The organism is Alphaproteobacteria bacterium, assembly GCA_015231795.1.
Classification (GTDB): domain Bacteria; phylum Pseudomonadota; class Alphaproteobacteria; order Rhodospirillales; family WMHbin7; genus WMHbin7.
The window spans coordinates 52,053-65,728 of sequence record JADGAX010000002.1; the positions used below are offsets into that span (position 1 = coordinate 52,053).

General features: G+C 57.4%; 17 protein-coding genes. 5 read left to right on the forward strand and 12 right to left on the reverse strand.

The window, feature by feature from the left end; translation table 11 throughout:
- The first annotated feature begins 53 nt into the window (after positions 1-53).
- Genes HQL44_04485 through HQL44_04505 form a run of 5 tightly spaced genes read left to right on the forward strand, consistent with a single transcriptional unit; the run spans position 54 to position 5,119 of the window.
- The gene (locus tag HQL44_04485) at positions 54-899 is read left to right on the forward strand and encodes a ketoacyl-ACP synthase III (protein MBF0267827.1); all 846 of its coding nucleotides are present in this window, start codon (positions 54-56) and stop codon (positions 897-899) included.
- Positions 899-1,891 (forward strand): NAD(P)-dependent oxidoreductase, encoded by a 993-nt coding sequence (locus HQL44_04490; protein ID MBF0267828.1) that lies wholly within the window; start codon positions 899-901, stop codon positions 1,889-1,891. Before HQL44_04485 ends, HQL44_04490 begins: the two co-directional genes overlap by 1 nt.
- Positions 1,878-2,675 carry an MBL fold metallo-hydrolase gene (locus HQL44_04495; GenBank protein ID MBF0267829.1) on the forward strand — a complete coding sequence of 266 codons (798 nt, stop codon included), beginning with the start codon at positions 1,878-1,880 and terminating at the stop codon, positions 2,673-2,675. The genes HQL44_04490 and HQL44_04495 overlap by 14 nt, the downstream gene beginning before the upstream one ends.
- A gap of 3 nt (positions 2,676-2,678) precedes the next feature.
- A complete protein-coding gene (locus tag HQL44_04500; GenBank protein MBF0267830.1) occupies positions 2,679-3,965 on the forward strand; it encodes a hypothetical protein in 1,287 nt (428 codons plus the stop codon).
- Positions 3,962-5,119, forward strand: a complete 1,158-nt coding sequence (locus HQL44_04505) for an ATP-grasp domain-containing protein (GenBank protein ID MBF0267831.1) — start codon at positions 3,962-3,964, stop codon at positions 5,117-5,119. The genes HQL44_04500 and HQL44_04505 overlap by 4 nt, the downstream gene beginning before the upstream one ends.
- Here HQL44_04505 and HQL44_04510 read toward each other — a convergent pair.
- The 12 genes from HQL44_04510 to pbpC form a co-directional block, all read right to left on the reverse strand.
- Positions 5,116-6,135 carry a Rieske 2Fe-2S domain-containing protein gene (locus HQL44_04510; GenBank protein MBF0267832.1) on the reverse strand — a complete coding sequence of 340 codons (1,020 nt, stop codon included), beginning with the start codon at positions 6,133-6,135 and terminating at the stop codon, positions 5,116-5,118. The genes HQL44_04505 and HQL44_04510 overlap by 4 nt on opposite strands.
- Entirely contained in the window at positions 6,132-7,211 is a 1,080-nt protein-coding gene (locus tag HQL44_04515; GenBank protein ID MBF0267833.1) for a GNAT family N-acetyltransferase, read from the reverse strand. Before HQL44_04515 ends, HQL44_04510 begins: the two co-directional genes overlap by 4 nt.
- Before the next feature lie 70 nt (positions 7,212-7,281).
- Positions 7,282-7,875: a hypothetical protein gene (locus HQL44_04520; GenBank protein ID MBF0267834.1), complete on the reverse strand. Its 594-nt coding sequence runs from the start codon at positions 7,873-7,875 to the stop codon at positions 7,282-7,284.
- Positions 7,876-7,926: 51 nt separating this feature from the next.
- On the reverse strand, positions 7,927-8,325 hold the full coding sequence (locus tag HQL44_04525; protein ID MBF0267835.1) for a hypothetical protein: 399 nt from the start codon (positions 8,323-8,325) through the stop codon (positions 7,927-7,929).
- A 27-nt stretch (positions 8,326-8,352) separates the two neighbouring features.
- Positions 8,353-8,574, reverse strand: a complete 222-nt coding sequence (locus tag HQL44_04530; GenBank protein ID MBF0267836.1) for a DUF551 domain-containing protein — start codon at positions 8,572-8,574, stop codon at positions 8,353-8,355.
- Between the two features lie 26 nt (positions 8,575-8,600).
- Entirely contained in the window at positions 8,601-9,038 is a 438-nt protein-coding gene (locus HQL44_04535) for a hypothetical protein (GenBank protein ID MBF0267837.1), read from the reverse strand.
- 83 nt (positions 9,039-9,121) lie between these two features.
- Entirely contained in the window at positions 9,122-9,595 is a 474-nt protein-coding gene (locus HQL44_04540) for a GNAT family N-acetyltransferase (protein ID MBF0267838.1), read from the reverse strand.
- Entirely contained in the window at positions 9,573-10,052 is a 480-nt protein-coding gene (locus HQL44_04545) for a hypothetical protein (GenBank protein MBF0267839.1), read from the reverse strand. The genes HQL44_04540 and HQL44_04545 overlap by 23 nt, the downstream gene beginning before the upstream one ends.
- A gap of 57 nt (positions 10,053-10,109) precedes the next feature.
- Complete coding sequence (locus tag HQL44_04550; GenBank protein MBF0267840.1) at positions 10,110-10,445, reverse strand: helix-turn-helix transcriptional regulator; 336 nt, start codon at positions 10,443-10,445, stop codon at positions 10,110-10,112.
- A gap of 333 nt (positions 10,446-10,778) precedes the next feature.
- Positions 10,779-11,186, reverse strand: coding sequence for a helix-turn-helix domain-containing protein (locus tag HQL44_04555; GenBank protein ID MBF0267841.1), 408 nt, complete (start codon positions 11,184-11,186; stop codon positions 10,779-10,781).
- A complete protein-coding gene (locus tag HQL44_04560; GenBank protein ID MBF0267842.1) occupies positions 11,186-11,404 on the reverse strand; it encodes a DUF4160 domain-containing protein in 219 nt (72 codons plus the stop codon). The genes HQL44_04555 and HQL44_04560 overlap by 1 nt, the downstream gene beginning before the upstream one ends.
- A gap of 248 nt (positions 11,405-11,652) precedes the next feature.
- Positions 11,653-13,602 (reverse strand): penicillin-binding protein 1C, encoded by a 1,950-nt coding sequence (gene pbpC / locus HQL44_04565; GenBank protein ID MBF0267843.1) that lies wholly within the window; start codon positions 13,600-13,602, stop codon positions 11,653-11,655.
- Positions 13,603-13,676 lie beyond the last annotated feature (74 nt).

The following is a 13,676-nucleotide window of genomic DNA, read 5'->3' on the forward strand; positions in this document are numbered from 1 at the left end:
AAGGCACCTGCGAAAAGCGTCTGGGCATTCGATCCCGGCATTTCGCAGGCGACATGCTGACCAGCGAAATGGCCGTTCAGGCGGCAAGGAAGGCTTTGGCCGCCGCCAATTGGGTGGCGGATGATCTGGATCTGATCGTCTCCGCCAGCGCCGTCATGGAACAATGGATTCCCACCCAGGGCATTCTGATCCAGCGCCAGTTGGGATTGGCCGACAAGGGAACGCCCGTCCTCGACGTGAACGCCACCTGTCTTAGCTTTTTATCGGCACTCGACGTCATATCTTATCCCCTATCCATGGGGCGTTACCGGCGGGTGCTTGTTGTCTCAAGCGAAAAACCGTCGCAGGCCCTTGATTGGGAAAAGCTAGAAGTCTGCGGGAATTTTGGCGATGGCGCCGCTGCCGTTCTTCTCGAGCAAGACACAAGCGGCGAGTCGCAGATTCTTTCGGCGTTGTTTGAAGCATGGTCGGAAGGGGCCCGCACCTGCGAGTTGCGGGCTGGCGGCACTTTGATTGATGTGCGTCGTGACTTTGAAGCTGTGCGCAAAGGGGCCGTTTTTCAAATGGACGGCATTGGCGCCTACAAGCTAGCCGCCAAACATTTCCCGAAATTCATCAGGAAACTCATGGCCACCGCCAACATCACCCTGGCGGATGTCTCGGCAATCGTCCCACATCAGGCAAGCGCCACAGCTCTCGATCACCTGCGCCGCCTGTCCCGGGTGCCCAAAGACAAAATCGTCGACATCTACGCCGAGGTGGGAAATCAAGTCTCGGCCTCCATGCCCGTTGCCTTGCACCACGCCATCGAACAAGGACGTTTGAAACGCGGCGACATCGCCCTTCTGGTCGGTACCGCGGCCGGCATTACGCTGGGCGGCATGGCGCTGAGGTATTGATGAAAGCCTTTGTTACCGGAGCGACGGGCTGTTTGGGCCGCAACCTTTGCCAAAGATTGTCGGCGGAGGGGAGCCTAGTTACGGGGGTTGGGCGAAACCGGCAAGTTGGCGCGGCTATGGAGCGGATGGGCGTTCGCTTTCATCCTATTGACATCGAGCAAGCCGATCGGATGGCGGAAGCCATGCAAGGGCACGAGACTGTCTTTCACTGCGCGGCCCTTTCATCGCAGTGGGGGGCGGCGCATTTATTCGAAACCGCCAATGTGTTGGGTACGGCGAATGTCCTTGCGGCGGCCAGACGGGCAAACGTGCGGCGCGTGATTTTCGTCTCCAGCAGTTCGGTCTATTTCGACTTCACCCCCAGACGGAACATACAAGAAGGCGATCCGCTTCCCGCTGTTCCAGTCAACGCCTATGCCGCCAGCAAACGCAGGGGTGAGGATTTGGTCATGAAGGCTGCGGCCAATGGCCTTGACACGGTCATCCTGCGCCCGCGCGGGATTTTCGGGCCTTGGGACAGTGCCCTGGCTCCGCGCCTGGCAAGAGTTGCCAGACGGGGAATTGTGCCCCTGCCCGAGGGCGGGAAGGCCATGGTTGACGTGACTTGCGTTGCTAATGTTGTCGATGCCCTTCTGTGCGCCGCGACCGCTAAGGGAGTATCCGGACGCATCTACAACATCAGCAACGGTTCCCCGGTGTCTGTCAGGCACCTGTTGAAATCGGCGCTGGAGGCTATGGGGGTACGGGCATGCTTGTACCCCGTTCCCCGCAAGGCAGCTCTTTCTGCCGCACGACTGGCCGAGGGAATTTCCCGCCTCACGGGCGGATGGGAACCCTCCGTCACGGCCTATTCCCTGGGCCTGCTGGGCTGCGACCAGACACTGGATATCACCGCGGCAAAAAGGGATCTGGCGTGGACGCCACGGCAAAGCCTGGAGGATGGGCTGGCCGCGTTTGGCCAATGGTGGAATGAGCAATATGGCCAGAATTGACATATTGAAGGCTGGCCATTGCGCTAACTTGGAAGTCGCGGCTAGGCGGTGCGACGGCTGGCGCGTTACCCGCTTTCCTGCCAGCTTCGGACTGATCCGCCCAGCACAGGGTGGCACGATCCTGTTCGATACCGGCTATTCGCGTCATGTCGCGCGCGCTATGGAGCGTTTTCCCTTCTTTCTTTACGCAAGCCTACTGCCGATCACCGTGGGGGCGGACGCTGTCGTCACGCTTGAAGGCATGGACATTTGTCCAAACGACGTGGAAACCATTATCATTTCGCACTTCCACCCCGACCATATTGGAGGCTTGCGCGATTTCCCAAAGGCCCGCTTCATCTGCTCGAAAATGGCCTGGGAGTGGGTAAAGGGGAAATCCGGCATTGCCGCTCTTCGGCGAGGTTTTCTTCCTGACCTAGTGCCCGATGATTTCGAATTCCGCACGACATTCGTGGAAACCCTGGAGGCAGGCGAGGACTCACTATTTCCGAACGTTCGCCTTCTACGGGCCGGGGGCGAGGATCTGCGCCTGATTTCCTTTCCTGGTCATGTGCCGGGGCAGCTGGGACTGGAAGTCGCAAATGAAACTGGGCAACGCATCTTGTTCGCCGCCGACGCCGTTTGGCGGCACAAGAGCCTGTTTGACGGCATACTTCCCCATCCGCTGGCCATGCGGGTTCATCATGACCGTAAGGCTTACGTTGAAAACTTGTACCGGCTGCGCGCTTGGGCCGAAACGACCAGAGACGGCGTTATCGTGCCCACGCACGATCCAAGGATATAGTCCATGGATTTTAGCCCGGCCATTCTTGGACACTTCCTGACGGCACGACTGCTCCGGTCATTCAGGGATCGTCACAGTCTGGAGGTATGGCAGGAGCAAAAAATGCGGGCGTTCCGCCAGAAGGTACTTGCGCGCCTGCCGCTTTACCGCAACTTGGCCAACGCACCGTTGGATGCATTCCCGATCGCCGACAAGAAGTTCGTCCAGGACAATTTTCAGAACCTAAACGTTCTTGGCCTTTCCTTCGACGAAGCCTTGCGCCAAGCCAAGCAAGGGGTCTCCCCCAGGGGCTACATGATCGGCATGTCGTCGGGAACCAGCGGCAACCGGGGTGTCTTCCTGGTCAACGAGTGCGAGCGGAAACTCTGGGCAGGCATCATGCTGGCCAAGGCTCTACCGCCCGGAGGATTGCTGAAGCGCCACCGGGCAGCTCTGATGCTGGCCGCCAACAGCAAACTGTATAAGGCGACGCAAAAGAGCGGGCGCTTGGCCTTTCGCTTCTTCGACTTATCGCAAGGTCTGGCCTGCCATCGTGAGGCCCTAGAAGCATATCAACCGACATTGCTGATTGCCCCTGCGCATGTTTTGGGCCTGATGGCCTGTCAGAAATGGAGCATTCATCCCGAACGCGCCTTTTCGGCAGCCGAAGTCCTCGATAAAAGTGAGGAAGAAGCCATCGGCAATACCTGGGGAAGGCCGGTGCATCAAATCTATCAATGCACGGAAGGTTTCCTGGGTATCACTTGCCGCCTTGGAACGATGCACTTGAACGAGGATTATGTGCTGATCGAGAAGCAATGGATCGATAAAGAGCGTCGTGCCTTCACCCCCTTGATTACCGATTTCACGCGCCGCAGCCAGGCAATGGTCCGCTACCGGATGAACGACATCCTGATCGCCAGCCCCACGCCGTGCCCCTGCGGTTCGCCCTTGCAGGCGATCGCCAGGATCGAAGGAAGACGCGACGACATCCTGGCTTTTCCAACGCAAGGAGGAGGGATGGCTTTGCTGTTTCCCGACGATGTGCGCGCCACCTTGCTGGATGCCGCGCCAGCCGCCAGCGACTTTCGCGTCCAGCAACATTCGCGCAAACTCCTTACTTTTGCCTTGGAAGGCCAAGTCCCGGATGAGCAGGCAAGAAATGCCGCCAACAAGTTGTCCGAGGCAATCAGGCGGATTGGCGCCGAGCCAGGCCAAATTCAAGCAGTTCCCTTCATTCCGATTGAGAACCACGCCGTCAAGTTGCGCAGAATTGTGCGTGAGTTTTCATTTAGGGAAGAAGCGCAATGAGCGCGCGAACGGTCATCATCACCGGAACCAGGGCGCCAGCGGCCCTTGATCTGGCGCGCCTGTTCGCGGCTGCCGGCTGGCGCGTCGTTGGGGCCGACCGCCTTCGCTGGCCGATCAGCCGCCTGTCCAAGGCCTTTGACCGCCATCACAGGCTGCCTTGGGCAAGAGACGACCATCGCGCCTTCGTGGATCGGCTGGCAGAGCTGATCCGTTTTGAAAAGGCGGACCTGCTTCTGCCAACCTGCGAGGAGGCCTTTTTCATCGCAAGGCACAAGGATCGTCTTGAAAAATTTTGTGCCGTCGCCTGCCATGATTTCAAGACCATGGCTCGCCTGCATGACAAGGCACGCCTGCCCGAGGTCGCGGGCGGTTTGGGCGTCAATGTTCCCGAAACTTACCGGGCAGAAAACCGCCAGGAGTTGGAAGCCGCCCTTGAACGGCTGGGCGGCGATGTGGTGCTAAAGCCCTCCTATTCGCGTTTTGCCAGCCGCGCTCTGATCCGCCCCGATAGTCACGCCCTATCGCAGGTCCAACCCAGCACCGTGGTCCCCTGGGCCTGCCAACGCTTCGTGGCGGGCGAGGAGTTTTGCACCTATGGCGTTGCCAACCAAGGGCGGATGACCGCCTTTGCCGCCTACCGTCCGGCGCACAGAGTCGGCAAGGGATCAGGCATTTTGTTCGAACCTGTCAACCTGCCCGAAGCGGAAGCCTTCTCGGCACGCTTCGCCGAGCGTCATGCCTTGAACGGGCAGTTCGCCTTCGACATAATCCGAGCGCATGATGGGCGCTGGCATGTCATCGAATGCAATCCGCGCGCGACCAGCGGCGTTCATCTGTTCAGGCCGCAAGACGGTTTGCCCGACGCCTTTCTGGGCAACCGAGAGGCGCGCCCTTCCGGTGGGCCGCCTCCCATGGTGGGGCTGGCCATGCTGCTGATCGGTTTGCCGCGCGCGCTTGCGGCAGGACGCATGATCTCTGCGATTGGTGATTGGCGCCGCGCTCAGGATGTCGTGGGCCGTCCGGGAGATTTGGGGCCTGTCTTGACCCAATGGTTGGCTCTGGCCGAGGGATTGGCCCTGGCGGCACGTTATCGCTGCTCGCCCCTGGCCGCCACGACCGTCGACACCGAATGGAACGGCGAAGTGCTGGACTAAAGGAGCAGCGTCGTCTCGTGCCGGACGTCCTGCTCTGACTGCGGTCCGTCCTTCAGCAGCCGCTCCATATGCGGACGCATAACATCCATGCGTGTTGAAACGAATTTCGGCTTTCCCCAACGGCGGATGGTTTCGCGTTGCAGACGGACGATTCTTTGATCCTGCCAAAGCGCCAGTGCGAAGAAAGGAGCCAGCGCCAAGTGTTTGAGACGTCCCGCTACCGGACCTCCCTTGAGCGCCACCACGGCATGAACCAGGAAGCGGTCGTCCATGGCTGGGGTGAAGTAGGCGGTTATGGTCAGTTCGGTGCGATCAAGGGAAGTATATTCCAGTTCAGCGACACCGGGCAGAATGAAACGAGCGAAACTGCTGGCCCGTTCCCGCTCGAACCACTGAGAAATGATGCCGCTTTGTTTGCCCTCACCCACATATTCAATTTCGGCCCGATCCCGCGTCCGCAATATGCGGGCCGCTACCTGACGCCTAGCTCCTTCCCTTCGGATCAATCCGGCATGCACAAAATGTGTATGGAATCCGTCGAGAAAATTCTCGGCCACATCGGCCAGGTTTCCCGCTGTTACGGTTTTCCAGATAACCGAGAAGTGGCCTTTCCGCTCTGAAAGTGGCCCCAGATAAGATTCGCCTGCCGATGCAGGATCTTTGGTTACCCAGATCAATCCATTTCGTTCCCGCACGCTTGCACAGGCAAGCCTGCGTGCCGGATGGTCTGGCGTCTCATCCACCATACCGGGGATAGCCATGCAGCATCCTGAAGCATCGTACCGCCAGCCGTGATACGGACATTCCAACTCGCCTTGCCTAAGGCGCCCTGCCGACATTGGAACCATGCGATGTGGGCAACGGTCTTCCAAGGCGCCGACCAACTGTCCTGTTCTGAAGAGGACGATGGGCGTTCCATGGACGGTTACGGCCAAAGGACGCGCCTTGAGGTCACGCGCGCGACAAACCACCCACCATCCATTGGGCCAGCCAGCAATCGAGGGCAGGTTGCTCACAGTTCATACCTTTCCATTAAGGGGCGGCCAATCCGATTCAAGAGAAATTCCAGCGCCTTTATGGGTCTTTGGCGCCGCGCGGACAAGTGGCGGCACCACAAGGCGGTGTATTCAATCTCGGCCCTGGCGCCCCGATTCTTCTTAAACCCGCCCACGCCGGCGCTCAGATTGAAGCATAGGCCGCGACGCTCCATGTCCTCAAAGGCGATCGCCGTCAAAAGACGGTAAAGCCCCAGTTTAGGCGGGGCACTTGTGTCGTAACCAACCAGCGGGGTCGTCATGACCGTGTCGGAAGCGATGGTCCCCACCACGCCCAACAGGTTTCCTTGGGCTTCACGCAAGCCCTCGATACGCATGAAACTACTATGGGACGCCCAGCGCAGGAAGGCGGGCGTGAAAATCGGGTTCAGCCGGGAATATTTCTCAAGATACAGCATCTCATAGAGTTTTGCAGCGCGTTCCCAATCAGCATCGGAGAAGGTATCGGCTCTCGCGCGCTTCAGGGCCGTCTTCTTAAGCAGCCGCGCATCGTTCTTGCGATCGCGCGTCATGAGTCCGCCTCGCGCCTGGGGCGAAGCCAACCAGACTTGGCGCGACGGCAGAAGATGCCATCCCGCTTGCTTGAACGAGCGCAGCAATGCTGCGTGATGCCGATAATTTAAGGAGCGGAAGGCAATGAAATGATCCGGATAGTCCTGCGTCAGCTGACCCAAGAGAGCGCCAAGGCCTTCGCCGTTCCAGGCCGGATATAGGTTTGTCGAAAGCAGCCAGTTGTTGATGCAAACCAACTTGTCCAATTGCGCCGCAACCAGCCATTCATCCAGCCAACGGACCATAGCCTTTAGTGCCGGGCGCAAGGCCGGCACGGGAAGGGTGTGCATCTCCTCGGCGGCATAGGGGCCATAAGCGGAGCGCAGGGAAACCACCCAGGATAAGGGAAGGCATGCGGAAGGAGCTGAGATCGTTACCGGCATTCGAAACCCGGCCACTTCTAATGCCAACACCTGGACCGGCGCATTGCTGACAAACGAAGTCGCCCCGTGTTTCATCAGCTCTGCCAGGAACTCATCAACCATGCCTAGCCTTCACTTCAGCCTGTCTTGGAGCTATGCGCTTCATCACGAGGCAATTGAGGACATCGCATCACTACCTCCACCCCTTTCCCCTCTTCAAGACCGGCGTTAATCCCAGGGCAATCAGATAGCTGGCGGCCCAGAATGCCGCATCCGCGGATGCCCGATGATTAGGAGCGGACAGCTTCTGCGCCTCGAAGGCGGCTAGGTCTAAAAACTTCTTCTGATCGGCATGGAAGTGAGAATTCCATTTGCGGTCTGGGGCAAGAAGGGAAGCCTCGACTTGCAAAAGATAGATATCCAGTCCGTTATTGTACCCAGCAGCAGTCGCTAGTTGGTTCATCCAGAATCCGTCATAGGCGACGTTGTCCGAATAGACCTCCAGATGTCCCCCCAGCGCCTTCTCCAGCCTATCGGCAACGACCTTTACGCTCTCTCCGTGGTGTATCAGTTCCTGCTGGCTCAATCCGTGGATCTTCTGCGCCGACAAATCCCATCTTGCAGCATCGTCCAACCATTCTTGGGTCGGCCTGATAATGTAACCCTCTGTCGTGATGAGTCCGGTCTCGGGTTCAGCTACGGCCCACCCCACCTCAACAGGATATCCGTCAAAGGATGACGCTTCGAAATCTATAAATATGGAAGCTGAGGGCGGATATATCGTCATCGACGTCCTTTATCCCAGGGCCGGCCATGCCGTCTGGCTCTGAAAGCAAGATTACTCACGCGCAATGGATTGATCTTCACTGTCCCGACTTTTCTTGAGTTTCTGCTCGAGATACATGATCCAATGAATGAGAAAGGAGGGAATTGCCGAGAGTGCAAATGCCCAACCCCCGGTAGCCGTGTTGGGGTCAAGGATGTATGGGACAAGTTCCGAAAAGAACAGGTAAAGGGCGGCCAGATAGACAAACGGCAATGATGTAAGTGCGGCAATTTCTTTCCTGGGCCCTTTGCCAACCAGCGCAAATGATGAATTCAAGATCAGAAGAACCAAAAAACTCGGGGTAAGCCACGCAGGATTGATTACTCCTTGCAAATAGCTGTGAGCGAGCGAGTAGACAAGCCAGAATGCCGCCAGCGCGAAAATCGTTCCAAAGAGAATGACGAATCCCAAGTCAACGTCCTTTCCTGCTTTGGATGGTTATGGAATCGAAGGGGCTGCGGGCAACGGCATCCAGTGTGTGGGCCAGATTGAGCGGCCGTCTGCATTCTCGAAGGTTCCGATCATGTCATCCCATTTTACGATGGCGTAGCGGTCGTACTCTTCCAGCGGATTGGCATCGTAAACGAGGATGCGAGTTCCATCTTGCGGGGCTGTCTCAATCGGATTCCAAGTCATTGTCGGGCTTTCATTGGGGGCCATGGGTCAGCGATGACAAGGTAGGCGCATTAGACATCATTCCGTTTCTTGGCGTGTTTTTCCTTCCACCTTGTTAGGGCCGCCTTGACCTTTGCCGCCGCCTCAGGCGTTGAGGGCCGGTACCATTTGGGCACGCTTTCAAGCTCGACAGGCGCGTTCGCGTTGCGGACGCCGACAATCAGGCCCAAACCGAACAGGAGCGCTATGAAACCCACGCTACCCCCAATCGCAATCAGCCAGCCAAAGTAATGAACGATCAGCAATTCAAGGTTAACGGCGGCGCCTATGGCAAACACATCCCACGCCCTGTTGTCGCTGCCAATGCCTCCCCAGGCCCAGGAAAGCAAGGCGATGCCGCTCAGGAGCGCCAGGGACAATCCGAGATTCCACGGCCAGTCCGCCAGCAGCAGAATCCCCAGTTCAGAGAAACCATAACCGACAGTAAGAATTGCAACGTAGAATCCCATCTATTCCTTCCCTCAGGACTGCTTGACCCGTCTAGTGTGCAGATCCTCTTCATATGCTTCCTGCGCAGGGCGGGAAGATGCGTTTAAAATACAAAATCCATCAGAACGATGTCTTTCCCCGCATAGTGGTCACTGCCAAGGAGCTTCCAGCCCAGCTTAGCGTAAAGCTCTGCTTTGTCATGCGTATACAGATATAATCTCTCGGACAGATGTTCCGCATATGACATCGCAGCCTTTATCAAGTCTCCCCCAATCCCTTGACCTCTGTATTCTGGCAAGACGAGAACGTTGGCAAGCCACGGCCCTAATTCAGGTCGTGTTGGCAGATCGCTGGCAATAATGCTGCTGCAGCCAACCAACTTTGCGTTTACACGCGCCACAAAAAATGCCGGAATTGTCACGCCCTGCTGAACTGCATCCATAACTCCGGCCAGACAGTTTTCCCATGTCATGTCCGGCTCGTGGCGCGCCCATTCGTCATAGATCCACTTGGCAACTTGTTGCGCTTCTTGCGCTGTGGCAAGTCGCTTAATTTCAATCGAGCGCGCTTTGTCCATTTGAGTCTAACTTTGCTGATGAAATGATATCCGTGAATTCCTTGGCATACCTGTAGCCTTCGTTTTCATGCCGCAAAAAGTCGCGTATCGCTGGACTCTTGCGGTACAGCCCATGCATGTAGGGCACCCAGACATTCATAACGTCGGCATCCATTGCCTCTTTCGAGAGGACGAGGCTTTCAAGATGGTCGCAAATGATTTCCGCCATAGCGAGCACCTTGCTGCGTCCCGGCTCGGCCTCCGGCATGGGGGCGTTATCGTGGAAGTAAGGTCGCAATTCCGGATTGTCGATAAACAGTGTTTGAATGTTGAGGCTAAGTCCATAGACCTGCCAACCCGTCTGAGTTTCCAACGATACCCGCTCGCGTTTTAGCTGGTTCCAAACGAAGATGAAGCCAACTGCCGTGATGATCGGCCCCAACCAAGTCCCGATGGTGTTTAGCAGTTCAAGACTCATTCTTCCCCCGAAAACAGCTTAATAATGTACTGGGCCAAAGTCAGCGAGACCTATGGCTCATTTCCCCTTATCCAGTCCATGAATTGCCCGAAATAGACTGTCAGGCAACTCAACCAAAGAGCCATCGTAAAGCCAGTTGTGATCTATCCCGTATAGCTTCCTAAGCTTGCTAACGTACCAAGGGCTTACCCAGTCCGATCCCTTCTCCCAGTCGGATAAGGCGCTTTCTGCAACCCCCGTGGCGTCTGCGAAATCTTTCCCGCTCTTGTACCCCAGAGCCAGGCGCGCAGCCTGAAGCCGCTCCCCGGCTCGCATACGGTATGTAATTTCATCTGTCATGGGGCCATAAAGACGCTCCCCGGCTTGCAAGCTCTTTGCAATTTCTTCCTTCATGAAGCGATGACCTTTCAGTGTCTTGGAAGATTTGCTTACTAGCTGGTTGCCGTCAAGTCATGCGACGAATGCGGCCGAACAGCCAAGCCTGCCGCCCCTGTCAGGCCATCGACCTCCAGTTACATCAGACGGTGCGCGGCGAAGCCGGTCGTCTCGCTTAAAGGAAGAATTTTTTTCCAAAACGGAGAAATGGCGCGCCGGTCAGGATGAAGACGCGAACACCTATGTGATTGATATTTCATACCAACCCAAACAAAGCCCGCAGAGGTGAAGGCCGTCCCTCGACCGGAGGTTTTTCCGATGCCCCCCCGGTTCGTCTCCTCATTTAGACTGCTAGGCAGCGCTTTTCTCGGTTTCGTAGCCCAGCATGGCTAAGGCGACAACGCGCGGAACGAGCAAGGTTCCGTCCTCGTAATACCCGATCGTTCGGCGGCTTAGGTCGAACATGTCGGCTAACTGCTCCTGGGTTAGCCCAACGCGCTTTCGCCAAGCACGGAAGGCTTCAGGGGTTGGGGAACGCCCATCCTGCCAGGCCGCTCGCTTGATGAGGTCTGGGCTGCTGAATTCGACCTCCGCGCCCGCAAAGGCCAACGTATAGCCATGATCCTCGATGACTGGAGCGCCTGGAGGCAGACTGCCCGAAAGGTCAAGATTACAGCTTGTGCCGTCGGTCCACGAAAGGGCGATGATGCCACCGCCAGCCGGTTCGGCTGAGATGATCCGAGGGGATTTGTTAGACATCAAGACCTCCATAGCGAAAGCAGATGTTCGCGGTTTTCTTCGATGTAGGATTTTGCTGTTTCGTGGGCGTCGCCAGGGACGCTGCCAACGATGACTTCACCCGTTTCAATGGCTATGGACGCATCGCAATCCGCCCCGATCAGATGCACATGGGGGATGCCATGATCGGTGAAATAAATGCGAAGGACATAGCCATTGAATCTAAGCAAGGTCGGCATCGGCACCTCCCCACCAAGTATGAGCAATGGCTGCACAATGTCAATTCAAAATGTGCAATAACTTCGCTTTTTGATCTTCAGAGACAGCCCCACGTACTTTTTCCCGCATGACAGCCTGTCCTGGGGTGCACACACTGCGCCACGAAGCCGAGTTATCCCATATTTCCAAAAAGGAGAAATGGCGCGCCGGTCAGGATGAAGATGCGAACACTTATGTAATTGTGATAGCGGCGTAATAGTGACCTCCTTTACTTCAAGCGAACCGAGGCGGTATCGATGCGGTCCTTGGCGTCGATGACGACCACATGAACGAAGCCTTCCCCATCGGGTTGCCATGAGGCCTCCGTAAGCCTGGAGTCTGATGCGACGGGGATGCCATTGACGAGCCAGCGCAATGGCAGCGCTCCGCCTTCAGCCCTCAAGGTCAAGGCCCCCAAGCTCCCCGACTTCAAGCGCGCCAACTCGATCAGGGCGCTGTCGGGAGGGTAAAGGATATGCGGCTTCAGGTCCTCATCGTCTTCGAAACGTGCCAGGGCCTGGGGCGTTTCGTAACGCAGCGAGGCTTCCTTAAACGAACCCACAGGGGACCCGGATTCCTGCGGCAACAAATCGAACAGTTTGAACATGATCGGGGCTGCGGCTTGGCGTCCATAAAAGCCCGGGCGAGGCGTTCCATCGGCACGACCAACCCAGACGCCCACGACATAACCATTGGAAACGCCGACAGCCCAGGCGTCGCGAAAGCCATAGGACGTTCCGGTCTTGTAGGAGACTCGCCTGGAAAGAATACCCGTATCAGCGATACCATCCGGTCTTGGGCTGTCGCCCAGAATGCCCAGAATCGTCCAGGCGGCATCAGCGCTCATCAGCGGGAAGGAAGGTTCGTTCGCCGCATCGCTTTGGTAGCGCAATGGCTTGGCGCGTCCCCCATCGCCAAGGGCCGCATACAGCATGACCAGATCGCGCAACGTCATTCCTGCGCCGCCAAGGGCCAGCGGAAGTCCAACCGACGCTCGCCCCCCTGGCATGCGCAATGACGCTCCAGAAGCGCGCAATTGCGCGGCAAAGCGATCAGGCCCCAGCCGATCAAGCACCGCAAGGGCCGGAAGATTGAGAGATTGCTGCAGGGCGGCCTGAACAGTCACCCGGCCATGAAAATCGCGGTCGAAGTTTTTGGGCGACCAGTCGCCAAACCGCTTTGGCAAATCCTGAATCAGGGTTTGCGGCATAGCCAGAAGCTCGTCAAAGGCCATGCCGTAGATGAAGGGCTTGAGCGTAGAGCCCGGCGAGCGCACCGCCCTGGCCAAGTCCACTTGGCCTTGTGAGCCAAAGAAGTCATGCCCGCCGACATATAGTTTGACAGCGCGATCTTGAATGCGAACAGCAATGGCGGCAATGCTTGCCTGATCGTTGAACCACTCCGCCTCGCGCCGGATCAATGATTCGGCAAAGGCTTGCAGTTTCGCATCCAATGTCGAAACCATCCGTTTGCGGCTCTTGTTCTGCTCGATCAGACCTTGCGCAAGATGCGGCGACAGGAAGGGAAAGGGCTGGCGGGCGGAGGGCAGTTTTTCCTCGGCGGCTTCGCTGGCGGCAATGGGGTCCAGGCGGTCCAGTTTGACCAGCCTATCCAAGACCTCCTGGCGGCCTGCCCTTGCGGCTTCAGGATGATTGACCGGATGGCGTGCTGCGGGAGATTGCGGCAAAGCCACCAGCAAGGCGCTCTCACCGATCGTAAGCTGATTGGGATTTTTTCCGAACAGGGAAAGGGTCGCCGCCTTCACACCTTCGACATTGCCGACGAAGGGGGCCAGGGTTAGATAGATGCCAAGAATTTCCTGCTTCGAATAACGCCGTTCGAGTTGAAGGGCGCGGACCATTTCAACAATCTTGGCCCCTATACCGCGCGGCCTGGGTTCAAGCAGCCGGACGGCCTGCATGGTCAGCGTCGAGGCGCCCGAAACAACATGGCCGGTTGAAATCCATTGACCAAACGCCCTGGCCAGCGCTAGCGGGTCAACGCCCGGATGATGCCAAAAGCGCTTGTCTTCAAAGGCGATAAGCAAATCAAGATAGCGGGGATCGACATCCTGGGCATCAGTGCCAAGGCGCCACATGCCGTCCGATGTCGTAAAGGCGCGAAGCAACTGCCCGTTTGCATCCGTAACGACCTGCGACGCTTCCTCATAGCGCGTCATATCGGGCGGAAATGCCAGATCAAGCCCGAGCAGCAGCAGGATTGCTGCTGCCGTTCGAACGAGAAGTGGCTTTT

What these genes read in the sequence shown, in the direction of transcription:
- HQL44_04515 (MBF0267833.1), bottom strand. Translation starts at nt 7,211, where the DNA reads ATGGTTGATGAGTTCCTGGCAGAGCTGATGAAACACGGGGCGACTTCG.
- HQL44_04555 (MBF0267841.1), bottom strand. Translation starts at nt 11,186, where the DNA reads ATGTCTAACAAATCCCCTCGGATCATCTCAGCCGAACCGGCTGGCGGT.
- HQL44_04520 (MBF0267834.1), bottom strand. Translation starts at nt 7,875, where the DNA reads ATGACGATATATCCGCCCTCAGCTTCCATATTTATAGATTTCGAAGCG.
- HQL44_04545 (MBF0267839.1), bottom strand. Translation starts at nt 10,052, where the DNA reads ATGAGTCTTGAACTGCTAAACACCATCGGGACTTGGTTGGGGCCGATC.
- HQL44_04560 (MBF0267842.1), bottom strand. Translation starts at nt 11,404, where the DNA reads ATGCCGACCTTGCTTAGATTCAATGGCTATGTCCTTCGCATTTATTTC.
- HQL44_04500 (MBF0267830.1), top strand. Translation starts at nt 2,679, where the DNA reads ATGGATTTTAGCCCGGCCATTCTTGGACACTTCCTGACGGCACGACTG.
- HQL44_04550 (MBF0267840.1), bottom strand. Translation starts at nt 10,445, where the DNA reads ATGAAGGAAGAAATTGCAAAGAGCTTGCAAGCCGGGGAGCGTCTTTAT.
- HQL44_04495 (MBF0267829.1), top strand. Translation starts at nt 1,878, where the DNA reads ATGGCCAGAATTGACATATTGAAGGCTGGCCATTGCGCTAACTTGGAA.
- HQL44_04535 (MBF0267837.1), bottom strand. Translation starts at nt 9,038, where the DNA reads ATGGGATTCTACGTTGCAATTCTTACTGTCGGTTATGGTTTCTCTGAA.
- pbpC (MBF0267843.1), bottom strand. Translation starts at nt 13,602, where the DNA reads ATGACGCGCTATGAGGAAGCGTCGCAGGTCGTTACGGATGCAAACGGG.
- HQL44_04540 (MBF0267838.1), bottom strand. Translation starts at nt 9,595, where the DNA reads ATGGACAAAGCGCGCTCGATTGAAATTAAGCGACTTGCCACAGCGCAA.
- HQL44_04505 (MBF0267831.1), top strand. Translation starts at nt 3,962, where the DNA reads ATGAGCGCGCGAACGGTCATCATCACCGGAACCAGGGCGCCAGCGGCC.
- HQL44_04490 (MBF0267828.1), top strand. Translation starts at nt 899, where the DNA reads ATGAAAGCCTTTGTTACCGGAGCGACGGGCTGTTTGGGCCGCAACCTT.
- HQL44_04485 (MBF0267827.1), top strand. Translation starts at nt 54, where the DNA reads ATGCTGACCAGCGAAATGGCCGTTCAGGCGGCAAGGAAGGCTTTGGCC.
- HQL44_04530 (MBF0267836.1), bottom strand. Translation starts at nt 8,574, where the DNA reads ATGGCCCCCAATGAAAGCCCGACAATGACTTGGAATCCGATTGAGACA.